Source organism: Arthrobacter sp. CAN_A212 (assembly GCF_015752345.1).
Taxonomy (GTDB): Bacteria; Actinomycetota; Actinomycetes; order Actinomycetales; family Micrococcaceae; genus Arthrobacter_D.
Window position 1 is genome coordinate 1 of the sequence record NZ_JADOUT010000015.1, and the last position, 18,047, is coordinate 18,047.

At 60.9% G+C, this 18,047-nt stretch carries 13 protein-coding genes and 1 tRNA gene; 10 read left to right on the plus strand and 4 right to left on the minus strand.

Going from position 1 to position 18,047, the window contains the following annotated elements:
• Positions 1-90: 90 nt before the first annotated feature.
• Positions 91-972 (minus strand): glycosyltransferase family 2 protein, encoded by an 882-nt coding sequence (locus IWX64_RS11850; RefSeq protein WP_196867336.1) that lies wholly within the window; start codon positions 970-972, stop codon positions 91-93.
• Entirely contained in the window at positions 969-1,682 is a 714-nt protein-coding gene (locus IWX64_RS11855) for an SOS response-associated peptidase (RefSeq protein WP_196867337.1), read from the minus strand. The genes IWX64_RS11850 and IWX64_RS11855 overlap by 4 nt, the downstream gene beginning before the upstream one ends.
• A gap of 101 nt (positions 1,683-1,783) precedes the next feature.
• Here IWX64_RS11855 and IWX64_RS11860 point away from each other — a divergent pair, with 101 nt between their 5' ends.
• The 3 genes from IWX64_RS11860 to IWX64_RS11870 are packed head-to-tail and all read left to right on the plus strand — an operon-like array spanning position 1,784 to position 7,604.
• Positions 1,784-2,545 carry a hypothetical protein gene (locus tag IWX64_RS11860; protein WP_334683270.1) on the plus strand — a complete coding sequence of 254 codons (762 nt, stop codon included), beginning with the start codon at positions 1,784-1,786 and terminating at the stop codon, positions 2,543-2,545.
• A 53-nt stretch (positions 2,546-2,598) separates the two neighbouring features.
• Positions 2,599-4,149 (plus strand): DNA polymerase Y family protein, encoded by a 1,551-nt coding sequence (locus tag IWX64_RS11865; protein ID WP_334683273.1) that lies wholly within the window; start codon positions 2,599-2,601, stop codon positions 4,147-4,149.
• A gap of 35 nt (positions 4,150-4,184) precedes the next feature.
• Positions 4,185-7,604 carry an error-prone DNA polymerase gene (locus IWX64_RS11870; RefSeq protein WP_196867339.1) on the plus strand — a complete coding sequence of 1,140 codons (3,420 nt, stop codon included), beginning with the start codon at positions 4,185-4,187 and terminating at the stop codon, positions 7,602-7,604.
• A gap of 86 nt (positions 7,605-7,690) precedes the next feature.
• On the opposite strand, the gene IWX64_RS11875 is transcribed toward IWX64_RS11870, so the two are convergent.
• Positions 7,691-7,773: transfer RNA gene (locus tag IWX64_RS11875), tRNA-Leu, on the minus strand.
• Positions 7,774-8,095: 322 nt separating this feature from the next.
• Here IWX64_RS11875 and IWX64_RS11880 point away from each other — a divergent pair.
• From IWX64_RS11880 to pknB, 7 genes are read left to right on the plus strand one after another with little or no spacing between them, the layout of a single operon-like run.
• Entirely contained in the window at positions 8,096-8,821 is a 726-nt protein-coding gene (locus tag IWX64_RS11880) for an FhaA domain-containing protein (RefSeq protein ID WP_196867340.1), read from the plus strand.
• Between the two features lie 2 nt (positions 8,822-8,823).
• Entirely contained in the window at positions 8,824-9,309 is a 486-nt protein-coding gene (locus tag IWX64_RS11885) for an FHA domain-containing protein FhaB/FipA (protein ID WP_281064503.1), read from the plus strand.
• Between the two features lie 15 nt (positions 9,310-9,324).
• Positions 9,325-10,872, plus strand: coding sequence for a PP2C family protein-serine/threonine phosphatase (locus tag IWX64_RS11890; protein WP_245345503.1), 1,548 nt, complete (start codon positions 9,325-9,327; stop codon positions 10,870-10,872).
• On the plus strand, positions 10,869-12,272 hold the full coding sequence (locus IWX64_RS11895; protein ID WP_196867341.1) for an FtsW/RodA/SpoVE family cell cycle protein: 1,404 nt from the start codon (positions 10,869-10,871) through the stop codon (positions 12,270-12,272). The genes IWX64_RS11890 and IWX64_RS11895 overlap by 4 nt, the downstream gene beginning before the upstream one ends.
• Positions 12,269-13,711, plus strand: a complete 1,443-nt coding sequence (locus tag IWX64_RS11900; RefSeq protein WP_196867342.1) for a peptidoglycan D,D-transpeptidase FtsI family protein — start codon at positions 12,269-12,271, stop codon at positions 13,709-13,711. The genes IWX64_RS11895 and IWX64_RS11900 overlap by 4 nt, the downstream gene beginning before the upstream one ends.
• On the plus strand, positions 13,708-15,483 hold the full coding sequence (locus tag IWX64_RS11905) for a protein kinase domain-containing protein (RefSeq protein ID WP_196867343.1): 1,776 nt from the start codon (positions 13,708-13,710) through the stop codon (positions 15,481-15,483). Before IWX64_RS11900 ends, IWX64_RS11905 begins: the two co-directional genes overlap by 4 nt.
• A gap of 18 nt (positions 15,484-15,501) precedes the next feature.
• The gene (gene pknB, locus IWX64_RS11910) at positions 15,502-17,382 is read left to right on the plus strand and encodes a Stk1 family PASTA domain-containing Ser/Thr kinase (RefSeq protein WP_442859053.1); all 1,881 of its coding nucleotides are present in this window, start codon (positions 15,502-15,504) and stop codon (positions 17,380-17,382) included.
• A gap of 10 nt (positions 17,383-17,392) precedes the next feature.
• Here the strand turns inward: pknB and IWX64_RS11915 are convergent, their stop codons facing one another.
• The gene (locus tag IWX64_RS11915) at positions 17,393-18,037 is read right to left on the minus strand and encodes an anthranilate synthase component II (RefSeq protein WP_196867345.1); all 645 of its coding nucleotides are present in this window, start codon (positions 18,035-18,037) and stop codon (positions 17,393-17,395) included.
• Positions 18,038-18,047 lie beyond the last annotated feature (10 nt).

An 18,047-nucleotide genomic window follows, 5' to 3' on the forward strand; every position in this document is an offset into this window, starting at 1 on the left:
ATCCGAGCCCACTGAGCATCCGACAAAACAGCAGTACGTGACATACCACCAGCATCCCAAAGACCTCACCGAACAATAAGGAGACACGCCCTAGTACGGAGCGTCCACCCGCGCCGCTGCCACTTCTCCGGCGGTAGGGTGGCGGATCACTTCGATGGTTCGTGCGTCGGTCACCCACTTGATGTACCCGAGGTCCGCGAAGGCTGCCAACCAGCCAGTCATGGGCCACCGCCCCCACTTTTCACCAAACACCCGTGAGTTCGCCACGATATCGGCAAAATGCTGCAGGGGTGGCCGGGTGACCCCGTGGTGCTGATGGAACATGGTGGCTGCGGAAAACGACAGCCGGACACCTTTGTTCCGCGCGGTGAAGGAGAAATCAGTGTCCTCACCGCCGTAACCGGTGAAGGACTCATCAAAGCCGGCGATCAGTTCAAAATCTGCTGCTGCAACGGCAAAACCAAGAGACCAGAACAGTTCATACCGATCGGTGGCTGCCGGCGGCTCACCCGCGGGTGGCGCCAGCGAGGTGCGGGCATGATGGGGAATTGACGCCCGCATCAGACCGCCGTCGCCCTCGTCAGGGGGGAAACCAGCAGCTCCCAGGTATCTGGGCTGCGCCATGACCAGGCCACCGGCAACGCGGAGGTCATTCACCAGGGTTTCACACAGCGTGCTGGCGGGAATGCAATCCACGTCCAGGAAAATGAGTGTGGCCGTCGTTGCAGCTGTCGCCGCAGCATTACGGGCGGCGGCCAGGGGAAGGGCAGAAGAGTTGGTGGGAGCACAGTGAACCACCCGCACCGGAATTGACGACTTCAGAGGCGCCGGGTTCGGTTGGCCCATGTAGGCGATCACCAGCTCTGTGGGCTTCAGGGTTGATCGGTTCAGGCCGTCGACAAGATTGATGAGGTGTAGATCGCGGTGGGAACTGATGACCAGGACCGAGAAGTCCTGTATGGGTGTTCTCATGCGGAGTGGACCGGATCGATCAGCTGGGGGCCGTTGTTACGAACCGATCCGACAGCTTTGCCGACAACCCGGGGTACCAGCGTGGGTTCCGGGATGGCATCCATCAGAGCCTGGACATCAGCGGCTGCGGTCAGCCTGGGGTCCAGCCAATCGGAATAAAGATCAGCGGGCAGGATGAGTGGCGTTCGATCATGAATATGTCCCAGGGTGTCGCTGGCCGTGGTGGTGATGATGGTGCAGCTGCGCAGCCATTTCTCAGGATGGTCCTCAGGTAGTGCCGGATCCGGCCAGTATTCGTAGAGCGCGGCGAAGGCGAGCATGTCTTCTGTTTCACCGTGAAGATAGGTAGGGATCTTACCCTCAGGGCCTTTTTCCCACTCATAGTAGCCGTTGGCCATGACGATGCCGCGTCGTCGGGAGGCAGCATTGCGGAAGGAAGGCTTTTCCAGGATGGTTTCAGCGCGGGCGTTGATCAAGGGCGGTCCCTTTTTGGGATCCTTCATCCAGGAGGGAACCAATCCCCACCGTGCGGTGGTCAGCCGCCTGATGGGGTCACCGGGGGCCTCATCGAGTCGCTCCAGGAGCAACCGCACGGTATCAGTGGGTGCCACATTGTAGGAAGGAACCGGGAGAAACCTGTCGACGAAGTCAACGTCAAACAGGTCGATGAGATCCTGGTCTGACCCTGCCACCACAAAACGTCCGCACATGAGGATAGGGTACTCCGGGGTAGCCGTATGCAACATTTTGGTGGGTGTGAAAGCCGCAGAAACCGATTGACTTAATAGAAGATATATTCGAATATTAAAGGGTGAGTTCTGTAGCCATCCGCCCCGTTAACACACCGGGGTACCCCATGGACCATGACCTGTTGTCCACCGATCCGGCCCCGTCTCAAGGTAGTCAATCGGCGCTGCAGGAGAAGATCAACCAGATGCAAAGCAGCCGGCTGGGGTCCCGGAGGCTGCCTACTGTTCCAGCCCTTGGCAGGATCCTTCCCGGTGGCGGCTTGATGGCAGGAGGCACCTACATGGTGGAGAATTCCACCACTCTTGCGATGGCTCTCCTTGCTGGCCCCTCGGGATCTGGTGCATGGTGCGCTGTCATTGGAATCCCCGATTTCAATGTTGAGGCTGCAGCACATCTGGGTATCGAACTTGATCGACTCATCCTCATCCCCCATCTGGATGGCCAATGGCTCACTGTGACGGCAGCAATGATGGATGTAGTGTCGATCATTCTGACCAAGACCCCGGCCACCATCACAGGATCGGATGCGGCCCGTCTCAAAGCCAGGCTGAGGCAACGTGGTGCGGCCCTCATCAGCATCGGATCCTGGCCTCAAAGCGAGGCTGTCCTCAGCGTTTCCGACAACAGGTGGGGAGGCCTAGGTAGTGGATCGGGCCACCTTCAGAGCCGCCAGTTAAGAATCACCGCCACGGCAAACAATGGTCACGCTCGCAGCGTGGATCTCTCACTGGCCGAACTGAAGCACGGCGGATGGCCCCAGCTGAACGGTACTGCCAACAACAGGGACGTTCACCGCTTTGTCCCGAGAATGGTGAGTGCCTGATGGTTTCACGCGCACCTACCCTGGCACCTGGACAAAGTGCCACCAGAACCATGATGCTGTGGTGCCCCGACTGGCCGATTACGGCAACTTTGCGTGATCATGCCATTCCCGTCACCGCCCCGCTTGCCCTGATAGACAGGGGGGAAGTTTTCGCCTGTTCTCCTGCCGCCCGCCTGGAAGGCGTGAGGCGTGGACTCCGGGTCCGTGAAGCGCAGGCGAGGTGTCCTGACCTGACTGTCAAACACTACGATCCGGATCTTGATGAACGGGTCTTCGAACCTGTCGTAGCCGCCATCGAGCAGATCATGCCGGGGGTCCAGTTGGTGAGGCCAGGGTTATGTGCCATCCAAATCCTGGGCCCCAGCAGATATTACGGTGGGGAGACGCCTGCTGCTGCTGCGCTCCTCGCCACCATGACTGCCCTGGGCCTGACCGCTGCCAGGATCGGCATCGCCGATTCACCTTTCGCGGCGGAACACGCCGCACGCGCCACCGAAGTCCTTGTGGGGGTGGAACAGGATCCAGTCTGGGTGGTACCGGCAGGGGGGTCTGCCCAGTTTCTGGGTTCCTTCCCGCTGGAGGTACTGGAGGAACCCAAGCTCGCTGTCCTATTGAAGCGGCTTGGAATGAGAACGCTTGGCGATTTTGCTGCCCTGGCTGCAGGGGATGTGCGTAACCGGTTCGGTATCGAAGGTGCCCTTGCCCACCGTAATGCATGCGGGCTTAACCACGGCAGCGTGGTGGCGCGAACTCCACCACCGGAATTGGACGTTGCCGTCGATTTCGAGCCGGCATTGGTGCGAATAGATCAGCTGGCTTTCGCGTTTAGGACTGCCGCTGAGAGCTTTGTGGAAGGCCTTCGTGAAACGGGACTCGTCTGTACCGCTCTGAGGGTGGTCCTGCACTCGGAATCAGGTGAGGTCTCAGAACGGCTTTGGCGTCATCCACGCTGGTTCGATGCCGAAGACGTCCTCGATCGCGTGCGATGGCAACTGCAGGGTGGGGGATTGATTGAGCATGGGTTGCAGTCGGGAATTGCCCGGGTTCACACCATTCCTGACACCGTTGAGGATCTTGGGGACCACGCCGATGGGCTCTGGGGCACTGGACCGGATGAAAGTATCCATCACGGTCTTGCCCGGGTGCAAAGCATGTTGGGCCACGGAGCTGTTCTAACAGCTTCGATTGCTGGTGGACGGATGTTCAAGGACCGTAGGGTGTTCATCCCCTGGGGGGACTCACCGCCTGGTGGTCCAGTGACACCGGCGGCGTCAAGCCAGCCCTGGCCCGGGCAGATTCCTGGCCCTGCACCAGCCACCGTTTTCGATGAGCCACAACAGGTACAGGTTCTGGATGCTCAGGGAGGCTCCGTTGACGTTGACCACCGAGGAATGCTCATCAATGTGCCTACTCAATTCTCTCCCCCCGGGGTGACCGTCAGGATGACTGTCCATCATTGGGCTGGACCTTGGCCAATCACCGAACGCTGGTGGGATTCTTCAGGCCGAACACTCAATCGATTCCAGCTGGTTGATGCCACGGGGGCAGCCTGGTTGCTGTTGTTGGAGGATCACCGGTGGTGGGCTGAAGCCAGCTATGACTAGAGCAAAAATGCCTGCCGAAATATTGAGGGTGTGCCATGGGATTCAATAATCCCCCCATTTCGTGGTCAGAGTTTGAACGCACTCTTTCCGACCGTAGCCGCCCCGGCGCGCCTCCTGCAGGAGCTGACGGTGGTGACAGTCCTGCCTGGTCCCATAAACGTCAGCCTTATCTGCCACCTCAGCTGCCCGAGCCGGAACCCACGGGTCCTGTGGTCCCGTATGCAGAGCTGCATGTTCATTCGAACTTCAGTTTCCTCGACGGAGCCTCCAGCCCAGAGCAGCTGATCGAGGAGGCGCACCGGTTGCGGCTGCAGGGGCTGGCTTTGACCGACCATGACGGATTCTATGGGGTGGTCCGTTTCGCGGAAGCTGCCGAGAAGTACCCTAATTTGTCCACCGTGTTTGGTGCTGAGCTTTCCATCGATCTGTCGAAGCCACAGAACGGGGTGCCCGATCCGGAAGGTAGCCACCTGCTCATTCTTGCCCGTGGAGCGCAGGGGTACCGCAACCTCGCCGGAGCAATCACCGCTGCACAATTGGCCGATGGCTCGGAGAAAGGAAAGCCTTCCTACAGTTATCACTCATTGGCCGGCCACGCCTCGAACAGTTGGATGATCCTCACAGGATGCCGAAAAGGCGCCGTCCGTCAGGCCCTGGTCCGTGATGGTAGGCGCGGCGCGGAGGCGGCGGCAGGAAACCTGATTGATCTATTCGGGAAGGATAACGTAACCGTTGAACTCATGGACCAGGGAAACCCGTTGGACAGTGCCTTCAATGATGAGTTGGCTGCCGTTGCCGCGCGGCTGAAGCTTCCAGTCATTGCCACCAACAATGTGCACTACGCATCCCCCGTCCAGCACCGGCTCGCAACGGCACTGGCTGCAGTGCGCGCCAGAAGAAGCCTCGATGCGATGGACGGGTGGCTCCCCGCTGCTGGGGCGGCCCATCTGCGGAGCGGTGCAGAGATGGCAGCCAGGTTCGCAGCCTATCCCGGAGCCGTTGAACGAACCGTTGAGCTGGCAGATGATCTGGCTTTCCGGCTGCGGAGCGTCAAACCCGGGCTACCCAACCTCGCCCTTCCGGACGGTCACACCCAGATGAGCTACCTCAGGAAGCTGGTGTGGCAGGGTGCCGAGAAGCTGTATCCCGGGCGGCGGGACGTAGTGGAACGGATCGAGAAGGAACTCCGCGTCATTGAGGACAAAAATTTTCCGGGTTACTTCCTGATCGTTCATGACCTGGTCCACTTTGCCCGGAACAAAGGGATTTTGTGCCAGGGACGGGGATCGGCAGCAAACTCGGCGGTCTGTTACCTGTTGGAGATCACAGCGGTTGATTCGATTCTTTACAACCTGCCGTTTGAACGTTTCCTTTCCAGCATGCGCGATGAGGAGCCAGATATCGATGTTGATTTCGATTCCGACCGCCGCGAGGAGGTAATCCAGTACGTGTATAACAAGTACGGACGGTTCAACGCGGCCCAGGTGGCAAATGTCATTACGTACCGTCCTAAATTTGCGGTCCGTGACATGGCCAAAGCTCTCGGCCATAGTCCAGGCCAGCAGGACGCCTGGTCCAAGCAGGTGGAGCGCTGGGGAGCACTGGTCTCAAGTGATGACCATGACATTCCCGACGCCGTGGTTCAACTGGCGCAAAGCGTCCTTAAATTCCCGCGCCATCTGGGTATCCATTCTGGGGGAATGGTGCTGACTGACCGGCCTGTCGGTGAAGTATGCCCCATCGAGTATGGACGGATGGAGGATCGAACAGTCCTTCAGTGGGATAAGGATGACTGCGCTTGGATGGGTCTGGTGAAGTTTGATCTGCTGGGGTTGGGAATCCTTGCCGCCATCCAGTACAACTTTGACCTGGCTGAGAAACACTTCGGCGAAAAGTGGGACCTCCACAGCCTCCCCAAGGAAGAGCAGGGTGTCTATGACATGCTCTGCCTTGCTGACTCCATCGGCGTGTTCCAGGTGGAAAGTCGCGCCCAAATGGGAATGCTTCCCCGTCTTCAACCCAGGGAGTTTTACGACCTGGTCATTGAGGTGGCATTGGTACGGCCTGGACCCATCCAGGGCGGCGCTGTGCACCCCTATATCAAGCGAAAACTCGGTGAGGAAAAGGTCACGTATCTCCATCCCAAGTTGGAGCCGGTACTGGAACGGACACTTGGTGTGCCGTTGTTCCAGGAACAACTGATGCAGATGGCGATGGTGGTAGGAAACTGTTCAGGAGCTGACGCCGACCAGTTGCGCAGGGCGATGGGGTCCAAACGCGGACTGGAGCGCATCGATACGCTGCGGGACAAACTGTATGCCGGGATGGCAGCCAATGGGATCACCGGTGAGACAGCCGATTCGATCTACCTGAAGATCCAGGCCTTCGCCAATTTTGGTTTTGCTGAAAGCCATTCAATTAGTTTCGCTCTCCTGGTATATGCCAGCGCCTGGTTGCGTTTGCACTATCCAGGTGCGTTTCTCGCCTCACTACTGCGTGCACAACCCATGGGCTTCTACTCACCGCAGACACTGGTGGCTGATGCCCGTCGTCACGGAGTGACAGTCCTCCGACCGGATCTGCTGCACTCGGGGGTACACGCTGACCTTGAGCCACTATCTGGTCTGGTTCAACGCGGCACCGCATCCCCTACAGGAATGGGCTCCTGCCTCCAGCAGAAGCAACCCGCGGTCGGTCCATTTGACAAAAAGGTAGCCTTCGACTCGACACTCCATCGCCGGGATGGCAACTTCGCCGTGCGGTTGGGGCTTGATAGCGTCCAGTCAATCGGTACCAGAATCGCAGAACTGATTGTCACGGAAAGAGAGACCAATGGCATGTTCAGTGACATGGCCGACCTGGCACGACGTACCGAACTCAACGCCTCCCAACTTGAGGCGTTGGCCGCTGCCGGGGCCTTTGAATCAATGGGTTTGTCGGAACGGGAGGCACTCTGGAACGCTGGCCCTGCGGCGACAGAGCGGGCTGGACAGTTGAAGGGAACAACCGTCTACATCCAGCCCCCGCTATTCCCTGATCTGACAGCCGCGGACAGGGTCGCATCCGACCTTTGGTCTACCGGTATCACCCCGGATGACCATCCAGTACGCCATCTCAGATCGACCCTAACCAAGCGTGGTGTCCTCACAGCGGAAGATCTCATTCAGGCTGAATCGGGGCGAAGAGTGGAGGTGGGAGGAGTGGTCACACACCGGCAACGGCCCGCTACTGCAAGCGGTATTACCTTCATGAATCTTGAGGATGAGACGGGGCTGGTGAATGTTATCTGTTCCGTCGGGGTATGGCAGAGGTATCGGCGTATTGCCAGGGAGTCCAGTGGGGTACTGGTCCGGGGCATGCTGGAAAGGTCCTCGGAGGGTGTGGTGAATGTTGTGGCTGACAAATTTGAGATCCTCACCATGAAAGCGACCACCAGGTCTCGGGATTTCCAGTAGAGGATGTATTCCCACGGGATGGCGAGGACCCGCGGCCAGGTTGCGTCTTAACGAAAAAGACCCCCGGATAACCGGGGGTCTTGTCGTGCGCGAGGGGGGATTTGAACCCCCACACCCTTTCGGATACTGGCACCTGAAGCCAGCGCGTCTGCCGTTCCGCCACTCGCGCGCAACCACTCTGGATCTTTCAAAACTACCTTTGAAGAGCTCCACGAACAGCAGAAATAAGCATAACGGAGCATCACGGCAAACACCTAAACGTCCGGCCCGCACCCTGAAGATTCCGGCTCTTGTGGTCGCGGACGGTGCCGCGAGTCGAGGAATCGTTATCACTTAGTGCCCGGCAGAAATCGGTGGTTAAGGCCTTTTCCAGAGGTCCCCAGTAGTATCGAACTGATCATGTCGGTACGTTGACCATGCCTTCGCACACAAACTTGGGCTGTGGTTGGTGTACCGACCAACCACCCAGGCGAACGGTGAGGAGGCAGCAGATGGGTATTTTGGACAACGTGGAACGCGGATTGGAAAAGATGGTCCGCGGCGCCTTCTCCACCGGATCACGGTCCCAGGTACAGCCTGTCGAGATTGCCAGCGCCCTGCGTCGGGAGCTGGACAACAAATCCATTACCCTCACTGAGGGTCGCACCCTTGCCCCCAATGTGTTCACCGCCCGCCTCTCCGACTCGGACTTTGCCCTGGCCCAGGAATGGGGCTCAACGCTCGCTGAAGAACTGTGCGACGTCGTGATCAAACACGTCAACAGCCAGGGTTACACCCTGCGTGGACCTGTCAAAGTGTCCTTTACCCGCGATGCGGAGCTGAAGGCCGGCGTGTTTGAAGTGGATTCGGCGACGGAAAAGCAGGCGGGTCCCCGCAGACCGACCACCCCCAATGCTCCCACCCGGCAACCGACGCGGCTACAGCCAGTGCTCGACCTCGACGGCCAGCGCTACTCGCTGAATGCCGGATCGATCATCTTGGGACGCTCGTCAGAGGCCGACATCCTGGTTGACGACACCGGCGTGTCCAGGAAGCACCTCGAGATCCGCACCCAGGGTGGAAGCACCCGGGCCGTCGATCTCGGGTCAACCAACGGCAGCTATGTGAATGGGCAGCGAGTCCAGGGAGAGACTGACCTGTCGGATGGATCGATCATCACTATGGGCCGCACCCGGATGACCTTCCGGCTCATCCCGGTACCGAATGGTGGCCGCTAGAAATGAGCGACCTGAGTGAACTGACCCTCACGGTGCTGCGGTACGGCTTCCTGGTGCTGATCTGGATCCTGGTGATCAGCGTCGTGAGCGCGCTTCGACAGGATCTCGTCGTTGGTAGTCGTAACCGCCTGGGCACCCCCTCGGCCCGGCAGGTGCGAAAGCACCCGGAACTGGTCGAGGAAGCACCGCCCCGGGTCACCGCAAGAACGCTTGTGGTCACCGAGGGTCCGTTGCAGGGAACCACCCTTCAACTGGCATCGAGCCCCATCCTGCTTGGCCGAGCACAGGAAGCCACCCTCGTCCTTGAGGACGACTATGCCTCCGGCCGCCACGCACGCCTCTTTCCCCAGGGCAGCCGCTGGTTCATTGAGGACCTCGGGTCCACCAACGGCACCTTCCTCGCGGGCAGCCAGCTGACCCGCGCGTTGCCTGTTGATCTGGGCGTTCCTGTCCGGATCGGTAAGACGGTCATCGAATTGAGGTCATAAGCGTTGGCCTACATCATGCGTTTCGCTGCACGCTCTGACGTCGGTATGGTCCGCGCCAAGAATGATGATTCCGCCTATGTGGGGCGATACCTGGCGGTTGTGGCTGACGGCATGGGCGGGCACGCAGGCGGGAACATCGCTTCCGCCTCGACGGTCCTGGACCTGGTTCACCTGGACCGGAAAGGCTTCGACGAGGGCGAAGCCGCCAATCAGCTTGCCGACGAGATCCAGACCGCCAATTCCCTCCTTTCCGAGTTGGTCAGTACCAATCCGCAGCTGGCCGGAATGGGAACCACTGTCACCGCCCTCCTGCTCAGCGGTAACCATCTTGAGTTCGCGCACATCGGAGATTCCCGTGCCTACCGGCTCAAAAATGATGTGTTTGAGCAGATCAGCGTCGATCACACATTTGTGCAGCGCCTCATCAATGAAGGACGTCTCCGGCCTGAAGAAGCCGACGTGCACCCCCACAAGAATGTGCTGATGCGGGTTCTGGGGGACGTTGACGCCAGTCCTGAACTCGACCTGCAGTCCTTCGAGGTCACAGCGGGTGAGCGGTGGTTGCTGTGCTCGGACGGTTTGAACGCGGTGCTCAGCGACAACCTGATCGAACGGATCGTTCGTGAAACCACTGACCTTCGAGACTGCGTCAATACTCTCGTCGAGTTGACCCTCGCCGGCGGGTCACCCGACAACGTCACGATCGCCGTCGTCGAGATCGCCGAAACCACCCCGGAGGACCTCCGCACCGCCGCGCTTACTGCGATCCCACCGGCCAAGGAAGCAGCGGGTGAGAAGGACGAACCCTCGCCCGTGCAACCCGCCGCTGGCACCGCATTCCGCGCCGACGTAATCCGCCAGGACCTTTCTACCAGGCCGCACCTGCTCGTAGGGTCAGCGGCCCTGGCCACCGAAACCGGTCAGATCCCAATCGTCACCCAACGCACCACTGAACGCCGTGCCGCCATGATGCTGACCCATCGTGCCGCCGACAGCGAATTTCTGGAGGACGACGCCGATGAGCCGTCCGGGATGCGCAAGCGCTGGCTCATTCCCGCCTTCCTGAGCCTGATGTCGCTCATTCTTGTTGCAGTGCTCTGGTTCGGTTACGCCTGGACCCAGACCCGGTACTACGTCGCCGAATACGAGGACAACGTCGCCATCTTCAATGGAGTGTCACAGACCATCGGCCCGGTCCGCCTCAGCCACCTCGATCAGGAGACAGACATCCCCGTCTCCAACCTCCCCGAGTATCAGCGCGCCCGGGTGGCGAGTTCGCTACCAGCCACGGACCTCGAGCACGCCCAACGCATTGTGGAGGATCTCCGTGGTGATCTGCGTGCCGTGGCGTGCCCACCCGAATCTTCGTCGCCATCGGCCTCGCCCTCACCGTCCGATGGCCCGTCAGAGTCGCCCTCCAATGAGCCGTCAGAGTCCCCCTCCGCTTCCCCCACCGGTTCCGCGGACCCCTCCGCCGAGCCAACCCGCAGCAGACCCAGCCCGGAGAGCAGTGCAGAAGCGGCCCCGCGTGGTACACAAGACTGCCGAGATGAGACATCATGAGCGACGTCCTGACAGCTCCCAAGTCCCGACGCAACATCGAAGCCCTCCTTCTTGTGGTTGCCCTGGGAGTCGCGATCAGCGCGAACCTCATTGTGGGCCTCGACAAGGACAACCCGTTGGACTCCGCATTCTGGACCCAGAGCGGCGTCCTCGCAGGGCTTGCCCTGGTCTTCCACCTGGTGCTGCGGGTCAGGGCAAAATATGCCGATCCAGTAATACTTCCAATCGTGATTGCTCTGAACGGTATTGGGCTCGCCATGATCTACCGGATCGACCTGGCGAACGACACCACTGTCGCTGAAAGCCAGTTCCTCTGGACCTCCGTTGCCATGGCAGCATCCATTGCGGTCCTGCTGGTCTTCAAGAATCACCGGGTTCTCCGCCGGTTTACCTATATCTCCCTGATCGCAAGCGCCGTCCTCCTCCTGCTGCCCCTGACCCCCCTGGGCCTGGAGATCAACGGCGCCCGCATCTGGATCAACGTTGGTTTCGGAACGTTCCAACCAGGCGAAATCGCCAAGATCACCCTCGCAATATTCTTCGCCGGTTATCTATCCACCAACAGGGACCTGATCCTGCTTGCGGGCAAGAAGGTTGGCCCGGTCCAGTTGCCACGGTTCAGGGACCTGGCCCCGATGGTGGCCGCGTGGATGGTCAGCATCGGCGTCCTGATCTTCCAGCGCGATCTGGGGTCGTCCATGCTGTTCTTCGGCCTGTTCATGGTGATGATCTATGTCGCCACCAGCCGGTTCAGTTGGATCCTCATCGGGTTGCTGATGATCATTGCCGGCGGGTTCGCCGCGATCCAATTGTTCAGCCATGTTTCGCTACGCATCGACAGCTGGATTAACGCCTTCGACCCGGAAGTTTTTAACCGGGAGGCAGGAAGTAGCTTCCAGGTGGTCCAGGGACTCTTCGGGCTGGCCAACGGCGGCCTCTTTGGGACAGGTCTCGGTGAAGGACGACCGGATCTGGTGATCTACGCCAACAGCGACATGATCATCGCCGCCCTCGGTGAGGAGCTAGGCCTGATCGGACTCTTCGGGATCATCATGCTCTTCGTCCTCCTGGTCTCCCGAGGTATCCGCACCGCACTGGGTACCCGGGATGGCTTCGGGAAGCTGCTGGCGTGCGGCCTATCCTTCACCATCGCCCTGCAGTGCTTCGTGGTGATGGGCGGAGTGACCCGACTGATACCCCTGACCGGTCTCACAACACCCTTCATGTCCGCCGGCGGATCGTCGCTGCTCGCCAACTGGATCATCGTCGCCATCCTGCTTCTCATCTCCGAGTCGGCTCGCCGTCCGGCGGTCACCGGGCCGATGAAAGACTCTTTCCCTGACCCTCAGGATTTCCGCACCGGATCGCTCACCGGCCAATCCAGGGAGGTTACCCCGTGAACCAGGCAATAAGAAGCGCGTGGCTGGTGGCGCTGGCAATGTTCACCCTGGTCCTTGGATCCCTCACCTTTGTCCAGTTTTTTGAAGCCGAAGCGTTGAGCGACAACGATTGGAACAACCGGTCGCTGCTGCAGGACTTCGGGAAGAACCGCGGCTCGATCCTGGTCGACGGACGAGCGGTCGCCGAATCCGTCCCTTCAGACGACGAGTTCAACTTCCAGCGGGTCTACAACGAGCCGAACCTCTACGCGCACCTCACCGGCTTCTACTCGCTAGCCAACGGCGCCACACACCTGGAAAGTGTGATGGCCGACGAACTGTCCGGCACAAGCGACGAGTTGTTCTACGACCGCATCGTCCAGCTCTTCTCGGGCGCCCAGGTCCAGGGCGCCTCGGTGGAACTCACCATTGACCCGGAGATTCAGCAACTCGCCTGGGATCTGATCCCGGATGGCCAGCAGGGATCGATCGTGGTGATGGAACCCGGAACCGGCAACATCATCGCCATGGTGTCCAAGCCTTCCTATGACCCGAACCTCCTGGCCGGACACGACACCTCAATTGTGTTGCAGAACCTTGAGGAACTATCGACCGTGCCCGGGCTTTCCCCGTACTTCAACCCGGCCACCGAATCCCTGGTGGCGCCGGGGTCAGTCTTCAAGCTAGTGGTCGCCGCTGCCGCGCTGGAATCGGGAGACTTCGACGACGAGTCTGTCATCCCCAACCCTGCAGTCCTGGACCTGCCCGGCACTGATGTGGGCCTTCCGAACTTCGTCAACGGCGGCTGCGCGTCCCAGACAACCGCGACGCTCGAGTTCGCACTGGAACAGTCGTGCAACACCCCGTTTGCACAGATCGCCTGGGACCTTGGCGCCGAAGCAGTCCTGGCGCAGGCACAGGATTTCGGTTTCGGTGAAACCTTCGGCATCCCTGTTCGGGTCGAGGCCAGCCAGTTCCCGGAAGCACCCTCCGAGCCTGAGCTCGCCCAGTCGGCTATCGGGCAGTTCGACGTCCGGGTCACCCCACTCCAGATGGCCATGGTGAATGCAGCAATCGCCAACGACGGAGTCCTGATGAAACCGAACCTGGTGAAGGCCCTGCGTGCCCCCGACCTCGAACGCATCAGTGCACCCGAGCCTGAGGTGTTGAGCGAGTCGATCAGCGTCGATACTTCCAACCAGCTCACTGACTGGATGGTCAATGTCGTCAACAACGGCACTGCTCGATCAGCTGCCATTCCCGGTGTTGAGGTGGCGGGTAAAACCGGAACGGCGGAGGTATCAGGGCAGGGTGACAACGCCTGGTTCACCGGATTCGCTCCGGCTGACGACCCGGAGGTGGTGGTGTCGATCGTGATGCAGAACGTGGACATCGCGACGGGTGGCCAACTAACAAGTCCAAGCGCTAAGCAATTGATTGAGGCGGTGTTGAATAAGTGAGACCTACATCGGGTATCACCTTAGGCGGTCGGTTTAAGCTGACCGACAGGATCGCCATTGGCGGAATGGGTGAGGTCTGGAAGGCGATGGACCAGGTCCTGGGCCGCGAGGTTGCCATAAAGATTCTCAAAGAGGAATATACGGGTGATCCCAATTTCCTTGACCGCTTCCGCGCCGAAGCCCGCCACACCGCTCTGCTCAACCACGACGGAATCGCCAATGTCTTCGACTACGGCGAGGAGGGCGGATCTGCCTACCTCGTCATGGAGTTGGTTCCTGGCCAGCCCTTGTCCACCATTATCGAGCGCGAACAGATCCTTTCACCCGACCGCACCCTGTCCATCGTCGGTCAGACAGCAACGGCTCTGTCGGTTGCCCACCGTCAGGGACTGGTGCACCGGGATGTGAAGCCGGGCAACCTGCTGATCCTTCCCGATGGACGAGTCAAAATCACCGACTTCGGTATCGCGCGGCTGGCAGACCAGGTGCCGCTGACCGCGACCGGGCAGGTCATGGGTACCGCCCAGTACCTGGCGCCTGAGCAGGCAACCGGCCAGGCTGCCACCGGGTCAAGTGACATCTACGCGCTGGGCGTGATCGGGTACGAGCTTCTGGCCGGTCGACGGCCCTTCTCAGGCGAATCGCAGATCGCGATCGCGCTGGCGCAGGTCAATGACGCCCCACCGCCCCTTCCGGAAACCATTCCGCGGCCGGTCCGCGCCCTCATTGCCTCTATGCTCGCCAAAGACCCGGCCGACCGTCCAGCGGATGCCGAGCTCCTGGCCCAGGCAGTCGCTGCCATCCGCCGGAATGACATCCGCGCGGCCGAGGCCGCCGTCCCCGGGATGCTGCTCTTCGGTGGCAACACTGGCCCGATCACCGCACCCGTCCCCGCGGCTACGACGTCGGCCACGCGCGTCGTGCCGACGTCGACATCGTCAATGCCGGTGGTCGGTGCTGCGGCCGGAGCGGGGGCCGTAGGTGCATCCCGCGAATGGCAGGAAGAAGAAATCGACCGCGGCGATCCAGTCGAGCAATCCCGTGGACGCAGTCCGTGGCTGATACCCCTGGTTCTACTGTTCCTGTTGGTGGGTCTGGCCGTCGGACTGTTCTTCCTGTGGCCGGTTCTCTCCGGGGCCGACGACGATCCGACCGTCCCGCCGGTAACATCAACTTCCGCCAGTCCCTCCACCAGCGCCTCTGCGACGGAAACGGAAACGGCAACAGAAACGGAGACCGAGTCGGAGACCCCTTCGGAAGAGCCGACCACCGAACCTGTTGAAACCACTGAAGCCCCGGAGATCGTCATTAGCGCCGCCCAGTTTGAGGGTCGCCCCGTGGGCGAAGTAGTGGACGAACTCGCAGCACTGGGTTTGGCAGTCACCACGGTCGAAGAGAGCTCCGACATTGCTGAGGGACTCGTTCTCGGTGTCAGCCCGGTTGGCACCCTCGCACGTGGAGCGGCCGTCACCGTGACAGCTTCCTCGGGGCCCGCCCCGGTGGAAGTACCATCCGGCCTCATTGGATCAACGGAGCAGGAGGTTACCCAGTCTCTTGCCAACGCTGGACTCAGCGGCGCCCGGACTGGCGAACAAGAGTCCGGAGAACCAGCGGGAACTGTCCTCAGTGTGGACCCCGGCGAAGGTTCGGAAGTTGAACCGGGGAGCACTGTCAATTATGTGGTGTCCTCCGGTCCTCCCGTCGTGACCACACCACCGCCGACGGAGGAACCCACCGCCACCAGTCCCCCACCCACCACTGAAGCGCCATAGCGCTTCCCATACGATCAGATGCAGGCGGAAGGCAACCACGTGACCACTGACAGGGTCCTCAACGGACGTTACGAAGTAGGTGAGCTCATCGGCCGTGGCGGCATGGCCGATGTCCACCTCGGCCGTGACATCCGGTTGGGCCGGTCGGTCGCCATCAAGGTGCTGCGCCGGGACCTGGCCAGGGACCCCCTGTTCCAGTCGCGGTTCCGCCGGGAGGCGCAGGCCGTTGCCGCTCTGAACCATCCCACGATTGTTTCGGTCTACGACACCGGCGAAGAAGAGATTGCAGGGCGTTCGATCGACGATGTCCGGGTGCCGTTCATCGTGATGGAATACGTGGCCGGGCGGACCCTTCGCGACCTGATCCGAGCGGATGAGCTCTCCCTCGATGAGTCGGCCGAACACATGGTGGGGGTCCTGTCTGCGCTGGAGTACAGCCACAAAGCCGGAATTGTGCACCGCGACATCAAGCCCGCCAACGTAATGATCACCCCCGAGGGCAACGTCAAGGTGATGGATTTCGGTATCGCCCGAGCCATCGCCGACTCCGCCGCCACCATGACCCAAACCCAGGCTGTGATCGGGACCGCCCAGTACCTTTCACCCGAGCAGGCGAGGGGGGAGACAGTCGACGCGCGCAGTGACCTGTACTCCGCCGGTTGTCTGATGTACGAACTGTTCACCGCCCGCCCACCCTTCATCGGCGACAGCCCCGTCTCGGTGGCTTATCAGCATGTCCGGGAGGAACCAAAACCCGCGAGCCAGTTCAATCCTGAGGTGTCACCCGCGCTGGACGCAGTGTTGAAGCGAGCCCTGGAGAAGGACCGCCAGGACCGTTTCCAGGATGCCGTCGCCTTCCGCACCGCACTGCAGGACGCGCGACGGGGAGTGATCCTTTCATCTACCCAGGAGCGAGCGACCGAGGCCTTTTCGACCCTGCCCGCGGCTACAGTCGACGAGGGACCCCAGACCCGCGCCATGGCGAAGGTGCTAGCCGGCGGCTCTATGAGCTCGGGGCCCGTCACCGACGAGCAGCCTCTACTGCCCATGCCGCGAACCTTCGACGATCGGAACGATGAAAACGACGATCGCCGTCGTGCCACCCGCCGCGCCTGGACCACCACGTTCTTCATCATCGTGGCCCTGGTCCTCGCTGGTGGAACGTTTGTGCTGTTCAACCTTTTGAATACCCAGCCCGAGGGCCCGGTGCTGCAAGAGGTTCCGTCCGTCGCAGGAATGACCCAGGATGAGGCAGCAAATGCCATTTTTGCAGCAGATCTGCGCCCGCAGTTCGAAGAGGATTTCAGTGACACCATCGACCCGGGATTGGTGATTGATTCCGATCCGGGGGCCGGAGCCGACATCGAACCGGGGTCCACAGTCAATGTGACCATCTCCGAAGGTCCCTCCGAGGCGGTAATCCCCGAAGCCATCATGGGAATGACAGAGTCATCTGCCCGCGACGCTCTCTCGTCAGCAGATCTGAGCGGGGGAGAAGTCACCGAGGAGAACAGCGCAACGGTTCCCGCTGGCCGGGTAATTTCCGCCAGCCCCGCAGCGGGGGAATCAGTACCGGTCGGCTCGGAGGTGGATCTGGTGCTCTCGACGGGACTGGTGGAAGTACCGCGGGTGATCGAGCTGCCCATCGATGAGGCCACCGCACTGCTTGAAGATCCGGTCCGCGGCCTGACCGTCAGGGTGGAGGAAGTCGAGAACGCCGTCGTCGACCCCAACGTCGTGACCGACCAGAGTGTCGACCCTGAATCGACCGTCCCCCCGGGTACTGAAATCGTTCTGACCGTGGCGATTGAACCCGTCCCGGAAGAGGAGCCCTCCAGCGATCCTAAAACCACCCCATCAGCCGGTGAGACTCCGTCGGAAGCACCGGAGGAGCCCTGACGGGTATTTCCTACTTGGTGATGAGTGGGCTCAGGGTGGAGGATTTTTCGGCTGCACCTGTCAGCCCCAGGGACTCGAGCCAGTTCCCCAGCATGCGGTAGCCGCCCTCGGTGAGGACTGACTCGGGATGGAACTGCACCCCGCACAGCGGGGCTGTCCTGTGTTCCAGGCCCATGATGATACCGCTGGCCGTCCGGGCGGTAACCACCAGGTCCGGCGGCACCACCTCGCTCACCGCTGCCAGCGAATGGTACCGGGTGGCCGTCAATGGCGAAGGGAGACCGGTGAAGATGCTGCCGGAATCATGCTCCACCAGCGAGGTCTTGCCGTGCATCAGCTCTGGAGCGTGGGTGACTGTCCCGCCGAAGGCTTCAGCGAGGGCTTGGTGACCCAGGCAGACTCCGAGCATGGGCAGGGAATTCGCCCCACACCACCTGATCATGTCGACGCAGATCCCAGCATCAGCCGGCGTTCCGGGGCCGGGGGAGATCAGTACACCATCGCGCACCTCGGCGAGAGCTATCGCCTCAGCCAGCGTGACGTCGTCGTTCCTCACCACGGTCGTCTCGGCACCCAGTTCCTGAAGGTAGCCGACCAGGGTGTAGACAAAACTGTCGTAGTTGTCGATAACCAAAATGCGGGTGGTCTTGGACATAGTGCTCGTG